Annotated in this window: 1 protein-coding gene; it reads right to left on the bottom strand. The window is 60.2% G+C overall.

Annotated features, from left to right (window positions below; genetic code table 11):
• On the bottom strand, positions 1-1,169 hold a 1,169-nt coding region (locus LZ005_RS21500; RefSeq protein WP_237811077.1), incomplete at its 3' end, for an ISL3 family transposase.
• Positions 1,170-1,221 lie beyond the last annotated feature (52 nt).

The following is a 1,221-nucleotide window of genomic DNA, read 5'->3' as shown; positions in this document are numbered from 1 at the left end:
AAGAAGAATTCTGAGTCGCGATAGCCGTAGGCCATCCTCTTCATCACTTTGATCCGATTGTTGATGCCTTCGAGCTGGCCCGTGTGCATGGTCCAGCGCACGCGCGCGAGGATGCCGCGCCAGTAGCTGGCCAGCCTTCGGGCGAAGCGCTTGAGCGGCTCAATCCCGCTGCCGTTCGCCATTTCCAGCCAATTGCGCCATGCCGCGCGCCACTGCCAGGCATTCTCGATTTGCCAGAGTTCCTTCAGACTGGCCTTCATCACATAGACCGTCATCAGCCCTTGGTTGGCGGCCAAGAGTTCGTCGAGCTTGGGTTGCTGATCGGCCGGCACATTTTCCCGGTTGCGCAACAACAGCCAGCGCGCACGTTTGACGATTTGGCGCAGGCCGCGTTGATCGCGTAGGCGATTGGCCTCATCCACCCGCACTCGGTCGATCACTTCACGACCATATTTGGCAATGACGTGAAACAGATCGTAGACCACGCGCGCTTGCGGGCAGTGCCGTTGCACTTCCAAATCGAAGGCTGTGTTCATATCCATCGCCACCGCTTGAATGGCGCGGCAGCGTTGCGGGCCGAGCCATTCGAAGAAGGGGCGAACGGCGTCGCGGCTGCGCCCTTCGCCTACCCAGAGGACACGACGCGTGTCCGCATCGAGCACGACGGTGGCATAGCGATGACCCTTGAAGAGGGCAAATTCGTCCATCACCAAGCGTTTGGGTTCCGGCGTGGGCAGTGCCGCCAGGCGGCGCTCCAGATCCTGCCGATGGATTTGGCGCACGGTCCCCCAATGCAGGCCCGTCAATTCACAGACGTGGGTGATGGGCAGCTTCTCGCTCCAATGCGCCACAAAGTCGGCCAAACGTCGCGTCACGCGCGCATGACGATCCAGCCAAGTGACCCGCTGCGTGCAGCGCCGGCCGCAAGTGATGCAATGAAGCCGAGGTAGTCCCAATTCCAGGCGCACCGAATGACCCGCTATCGGCATATCCCGTACGATCCGCCAACTGGTTTCATGCACGCCGGTTGCCGTGCTCCCGCAATGCGAACAGCGTCTCGCGCAGGCCGGGTCCGCGATCAGGCGCACCAAAGCCGTGCCGTCCAACGTTTCTAGCGAAGCAACGAGAAAACCTTCCCAGAACGGGAGGTCAAGTCTATGATCTGACATGAAAGCAGTAGGTTGGTTAAAGGGTTTGGTCGCACAAACACAATAACTCTTC

Origin of the sequence: Massilia sp. TS11, assembly GCF_022012445.1 — a bacterium.
Classification (GTDB): Bacteria; Pseudomonadota; Gammaproteobacteria; order Burkholderiales; family Burkholderiaceae_D; genus Telluria.
Note: the sequence above shows the minus strand (reverse complement) of the source record. Positions and strands in the feature narration are given on the sequence as shown.